The following is a 5,996-nucleotide window of genomic DNA, read 5'->3' on the forward strand; positions in this document are numbered from 1 at the left end:
CATCAGCCGATTGTCCCCTCACGCGTCGGTCTTCTTGAGCCGGAGCGCCGCGGCGGTGATGGAGGGCGCGTTCCGCGACGCGGCCGCCCGGATCGCCCAGTCGACCGACGAGATGAGCCGGTCCACCGCGCAGCTCGCCGAGGCGGCCCGGTCGAGGTCCGCCCTCGCCGACGAGCTGGAGAACGCGGTGCTCACCGTCTCCGAGCAGGTGGCGACGGCGGCGACCGAGATGGGGGCCTCGGCGAACGGGCTCGCGGACTTCGCGCGTGAGGCGGTCACCGGGGCCGAGCGTGGGGTGGAGACGGTGGGCTCGCTGCGTACCGCGTCGGAGCAGATCCGTACCGCCGTCGACCTGATCAATTCGGTGGCCTCGCAGACCCGCCTGCTGGCCCTCAACGCCACCATCGAGGCGGCCCGGGCCGGCGACGCCGGCCGCGGCTTCGCCGTCGTGGCCGGCGAGGTCAAGAACCTCGCCAACGAGACCAGCGAGTCCAGCTCCGAGATCCTGGGCCAGGTCAACACGGTGCAGCAGGCGGCGGCGGACGCGGTCGGCGTGCTCGAGGTCGTGACCGGCAGCATCCGGGAGATGAGCGGCCTGGTGAACGGCATCGCGGCCGCCGTCGACGGCGGTCAGGACTCCGGTACGGCGGGACTGAGCCAGCTGGCCGAGGTGCTGCGCAGCGAGGTGCACCGCTTCGTGACGATGGCCCGCCAGTCCTAGTAGTTCTGGGCGTAGATCGCGTCGATCTCGGCGCGGCTGGGCAGGGCGTTGCTGGCACCCACCTTGCGCACGCACGCCGCGCCGGCCGCGTTCGCCCAGCGCACGGCCTGCACCAGATCCCGGCCCTCGCCCCAGGCGACCGCCAGCGCCCCGGTGAAGGCGTCACCGGCCGCGGTGGTGTCCGCCACCTCGACCCGGCAGGCCGGGATTCGCTCGTCGTGGCCGTCGCGGTCGGCGTACCAGGAGCCGGCGCCGCCCAGGGTCAGCACGACCCGCGGCACCAGGGCCAGCAGGCCGGGCATGTCCGGCTCGGCCGACCCGGTGATCGCGTTCGCCTCGCCCTCGTTGACGACCAGCAGATCCACCGCGTCCAGCAGCTCCTGCGGCAGCTCACGGGCCGGGGCCGCGTTCAGGATCATCCGGGTCCGGCCGGCCCGGGCCGCCTGCGCGGCCGCGACCACCGTGTCCGCCGGGATCTCCTGCTGGCACAGCAGCACGTCGCTGTCGGCGATCACCGCTGTCTCGGCCGCGCTCAGCCCGGCGAACGAATTGTTCGCGCCGGGGCTCACGATGATGGAATTCTCGCCCGCGCGGTCGACCATGATGACGGCAACACCGGAGGCGCCGTAGCTGGTCCGCACGTTCTCGGTGTCCACCCCGGACGCGTTGAGCCGGGCTTTGATGGTCACGCCGAATGCGTCCGAGCCGATCGCCCCGAGCATCGTGCACCGGCCGCCGGCCCGGGCGGCAGCGATGGCCTGGTTGGCCCCCTTGCCACCCGGTGTCATCACGAAGTCGTCGCCGAGCACGGTCTCGCCGGGCAGCGGCAGCCGCGGCGCGAGCCCGACGAGGTCCATGTTGGCGCTGCCGGCGACGACGATGCGCGGGGAGATCTCGGCCATCGTCTGCCTCAGGCCGCCCGGGCCATGTAACGGTCGCCGGACCGCTGCACCTGCAACGGCAGCCCGAACGTCTTGGACAGGTTGGCCGCCGTCAGCGTCTCGCCGAGCAGGCCCGCCGCCACGACCGTGCCCTCGCGCAGCAGCATCGCGTGGGTGAAACCGGGCGGGATCTCCTCGACGTGATGGGTGACCAGCACCATCGCCGGGGCGTCCGGGTCCTCGGCCAGCTCGGTCAGCCGGCCGACCAAATCCTCGCGGCCGCCCAGGTCCAGGCCCGCGGTGGGCTCGTCGAGCAGCATGAGCTCGGGGTCGGTCATCAACGCGCGGGCGATCTGGGTGCGCTTGCGCTCACCCTCGGACAGGGTGCCGAACTCCCGCTCGACCAGCGCGCCCATGCCCAGCTGCGTCAGCAGCGCCCGGGCCCGCGCCTCGTCCTGGGGGTCGTAGCTCTCCCGCCAGCGGCCGACAACCGACCAGGCCGCGGTGACCACGACGTCGAGCACGCGTTCCGAGGGCGGCACCTGGTCGGCGAGCTGACCGGTGGTGATGCCGATCCGGGTGCGCAGCTCGGTGACATCGGTGCGGCCCAGCCGCTCGCCGAGGATCCAGGCGGTGCCGCGGGACGGGTGCAGCCGGCCGGACGCCAGGTTGAGCAGCGTGGTCTTGCCGGCGCCGTTGGGGCCCAGCACGACCCATCTCTCGTCCAGCTCGACCTGCCAGGAGAGCCCGCGCAGCAGATAGCTGCCGCCGCGGATGACACTCACCCGGTCGAAGGAGATGACGGTGTCTTCGTCAGGTGGGGTGGGGGTCGCAGTCGCTGCCTCGAGCACGCATCCATCCAACCATGCAGGGCCCGGGGCCCCGGACGCCGTGCCCGGTCAACCGGTGGTGGATCCGAAGACCTCGTCGCGGACCGACTCCAGCGCCGTCAGCAGCGCGCCGTTGAGGATCGGCTCGACGGCGACCTCGCTGATCACAACCTTGGGCGCGACGAGGGTGATCGCCGCGACCTCGCTCTCGACCCGTTCGGCCAGCGCCGTGCCACCGGCCTGGCTGACCTCACCGGCGAGGACCACCAGCGGCGGGTCCAGCACCACGCAGGTGGCCGCCACGCCGAGGGCGAGCCGGGCGGCGAGCTCGTCGAGCAGGGGCTCACCCGCCGCGCCGGCCGCGTCGGCGGCGCGCACCACGTCGGCGGACTCGGCGCCGCGGAAGCCGTACTTCTTGCCGATCGCCTTGGCCGCGTCCGAGGCCACGAGGGTCTGGAAGGCACCCTTGGCGCCACGCTTGGTCACGTCGCGGGGGATCTCGGCGCCGGCCACGGGCAGGTAGCCGATCTCGCCGGCGGCACCGGTGCTGCCGTGGTGCAGGCGGCCACCGATCACCGTGGCGAGGCCGACGCCCCGGCCGACCCAGATGAGCACGAAGTCGTCGACGCCCTTGGCCGCACCGACGTGCTGCTCGGCGATGGCGACCAGGTTGACGTCGTTGCCGAAGACCACCGGCGTGCTCAGGTCCTTGCGCAGCTCGGCGAGCAGGCCGCGGTGCCAGCGCGGCAGGTCGAAGGCGAAGGAGACCTCACTGGTCTTCGGGTCGACGAGACCGGGGGTGCCGAGGACCACCCGGCGCACGGAGGCCATGTCGGTGCCACCGCGGCCGGCCGCCTGGACCACGGCGCTGTGCACTGCGCGTACCGGATCGTCGCTGTCCTGGGTCGACTGCTCGCTGCGGCCGACCACCTCGCCGGTGATGTCCGCGCAGGCCGCGATGACCCGGTCGGGCAGAACCTCGACGCCGATGACGTGCGCGCTGCCGGGCGTGACCGCGTACAGCTGGGCATTGGGGCCGCGGCCGCCGGCCTGCTCACCCACCCGGCGCACCAGGCCCCGCTCCTCGAGCCGCTCGACCAGCTGGGAGGCGGTCACCTTGCTCAACCCGGTCATCTCGCCGAGCTGCGCGCGGGTCAGCGGACCCCTGGCGAGCAGCAGCTCGAGCGCGGCACGGTCGTTGAGCGCCCGCAGCAGTCGCGGGGTACCCGGTAGGCGGGTGGCGGCCATAACTCGTCCCTTGGTGTTTAGGAGTGCTTCCTATTGCGGTGACCGGCGCAGATCATGTAGCCGCAGCGTAACGGTCAGCGCGCACACTGGTTGCGCCGCGTACCCGATAGACATCTGACGATCATGCAGGCCGGCCGGCCGGAAAACCAGAGCCGGACCCGAGGAAGGACACCATGGCGATCGACCCAGGACTGCGCCGCTTGGCTCTGCGCACGTTGCTCGCGGCGTTCCCGGGGACCGAGGCCCCGGAGTGGGCGGCCGCGCTGCTGGCCGAGGGACTGGCCGGGCACACCCTGTTCGGGACCAACATCGCGGACCCGGCCCAGGTGGGCCGGCTGACGGCCGAGCTGCGCACGGTACGGCGGGACGCCCTGATCGCGATCGACGAGGAGGGCGGTGACGTCACCCGGATGGCCCACCGGGTCGGGAGCCCGTACCCGGGCAACGCCGCGCTCGGCACCGTCGACGACCCGCAGCTGACCCGCTCGATCTACGCGGCCATCGGCACCGACCTGGCCGAGGCCGGGATCACCCTCGACCTGGCCCCGACGGTCGACGTGAACACGGCCGACGACAACCCGGTCATCGGCACCCGCTCGTTCGGGGCGGACCCGTCGCTGGTGGCCCGGCACACGGACGCAGCGATCGAAGGCCTGCAGTCAACGGGCGTCGCCGCCTGCGCCAAACACTTCCCGGGCCACGGCGCCACGACGGCCGACTCCCACCTCGAACTCCCCACGGTGGACGCCGAGCTGGACGTGCTGCGCGACCGCGACCTGCCCCCGTTCGCGGCCGCGGTGGCGGCGGGCACGCAAGCGATCATGACGGCGCACATTCGCGTACCGGCACTGACCGGCGCCGGCCCGGCCACCTTCAGCCACGCGGCGCTGACCGACCTGCTCCGCGGCGAATACGGCTTCCGCGGGGCGGTCATCACGGACGCACTGGAGATGAAGGGGGCCGCCCAGGCCGCGGGCGGCATCGGCGAAGCCGCGGTGCTGGCCCTGGCGGCGGGCGCTGACCTGCTGTGCATCGGCGCCCGGGTGAGCCTGGAGTTGGTCGAACTGGTGGCGGCGGAAATCGTCACGGGCCTCAGCGACGGCAGGCTCACGCTGAACAGGCTGGAGAACGCCGCGGAACGAACAGCGGCGCTGACCGCGTGGACCCAACGCCCGGTGACGCCGCTGCGGCACGACGCCGGGCTGGGCTACACGGCAGCCCGCCGGGCGGTACGGGTCGAAGGCTCCCTCGTGGACTTCGCCGACCCGCTGGTGGTGCAACTCCAGTCGGGTCACTCGATAGCGGAAGGCCGCGTGCCGTGGGGCCTGCGGCCGCATCTGAACGGAACCGAGCAAGTGTCCGTGGTGGCCGCCGAGACAAACGCGGAGACCCTGGTCGAGCAGGCAGGGTCCCGGCCGATCGTGGTCGTCGGGCGACACACCCATCGAGCGCAAGCGAGCCGAGCGCTCATCGAAACCCTCGCGGCGCGGCATAATGTGGCGGTGGTGGAGATGGGCTGGCCGGCAAGCTGGCGGCCGATCGGGGCGCGAGCTTTCATCACCACGTACGGCGCGAGCCATGCCAGCGGTCGCGCCGCAGCGGAAGCCCTCGGGCTGACCGCAACCCACTGAGACACCCCTGAACTGAGGCAGCGGCGGGCCGCCACCCGCCGCTGCCTCTCTTTGTGCCCCAGATCTCCTTGAACACGTTCAACTAACGCCCTACGCTGATCACGACACCAGTTGAACACGTTCAAGAAAGGCGGAGGTCGTGGATCACAAAGTCTGGATGTACCTCGCCTACCTGATCGTCAGCATCGCGCTGACCGTCTGGGTGGCGACCACGCTGTCCCGCAACGGATTGGTCTTCCTGGAAGACGTCTTCGCCGACAACCGCCTGGCCCGGGCGGTGAACCAGCTGCTGGTGATGGGCTTCTACCTGCTGAATCTGGGGTTCGTCGCGGTGGCCATGCGCTCGAACGCCCGGGTGCCGGACGCGGCCCGGGCGTTGGAGACGTTGTCCTACAAGATCGGGTTTGTGTTGCTCGTGCTCGGGGTGCTGCATGTTTGCAACGTCTTCTTTCTGGGGCGGTATCGGCGGGGGCGGTTGCGGCAGCAGCAGGGGATGCCGCCGTTGCCGCCGGCTGGGCGGTTGCCTATGCCTCCGCAGCCTGGGGGGCCGGGTGGCGGGCCTGGTGGGGCTGGGCGTCCCGGTGGGCCTGGCGGCATGGCCAGTCCCGGCGGAATGACTGGTCCCGGCGGGTGGGCCGGGCCGGGCGTCGGTGGGCCGGGCGCGGCAGGGCCAGGCACAGCTGGG

General features: G+C 72.2%; 6 protein-coding genes. 3 read left to right on the top strand and 3 right to left on the bottom strand.

What is annotated here, in order from left to right; all coding sequences use genetic code 11:
- Positions 1–721 (top strand): methyl-accepting chemotaxis protein (locus AB0C29_RS29645; protein WP_360826857.1); only part of this gene is annotated, 721 nt, incomplete at its 5' end.
- On the opposite strand, the gene AB0C29_RS29650 is transcribed toward AB0C29_RS29645, so the two are convergent.
- The 3 genes from AB0C29_RS29650 to AB0C29_RS29660 are packed head-to-tail and all read right to left on the bottom strand — an operon-like array spanning position 718 to position 3,680.
- Positions 718–1,623, bottom strand: a complete 906-nt coding sequence (locus AB0C29_RS29650; RefSeq protein WP_360826860.1) for a ribokinase — start codon at positions 1,621–1,623, stop codon at positions 718–720. The genes AB0C29_RS29645 and AB0C29_RS29650 overlap by 4 nt on opposite strands.
- Before the next feature lie 8 nt (positions 1,624–1,631).
- Positions 1,632–2,465, bottom strand: a complete 834-nt coding sequence (locus AB0C29_RS29655; protein ID WP_360826863.1) for an ABC transporter ATP-binding protein — start codon at positions 2,463–2,465, stop codon at positions 1,632–1,634.
- Between the two features lie 36 nt (positions 2,466–2,501).
- Positions 2,502–3,680, bottom strand: a complete 1,179-nt coding sequence (locus AB0C29_RS29660; RefSeq protein ID WP_360826867.1) for an ROK family transcriptional regulator — start codon at positions 3,678–3,680, stop codon at positions 2,502–2,504.
- A 173-nt stretch (positions 3,681–3,853) separates the two neighbouring features.
- On the opposite strand from AB0C29_RS29660, the gene AB0C29_RS29665 reads away from it, so the two are divergent.
- Positions 3,854–5,311, top strand: a complete 1,458-nt coding sequence (locus tag AB0C29_RS29665) for a glycoside hydrolase family 3 N-terminal domain-containing protein (RefSeq protein WP_360826871.1) — start codon at positions 3,854–3,856, stop codon at positions 5,309–5,311.
- A gap of 139 nt (positions 5,312–5,450) precedes the next feature.
- On the top strand, positions 5,451–5,996 hold a 546-nt coding region (locus AB0C29_RS29670; protein ID WP_360826874.1), incomplete at its 3' end, for a hypothetical protein.

It is taken from the genome of Actinoplanes sp. NPDC048791 (assembly GCF_040650095.1).
In the GTDB taxonomy this organism is placed as follows: Bacteria; Actinomycetota; Actinomycetes; order Mycobacteriales; family Micromonosporaceae; genus Actinoplanes.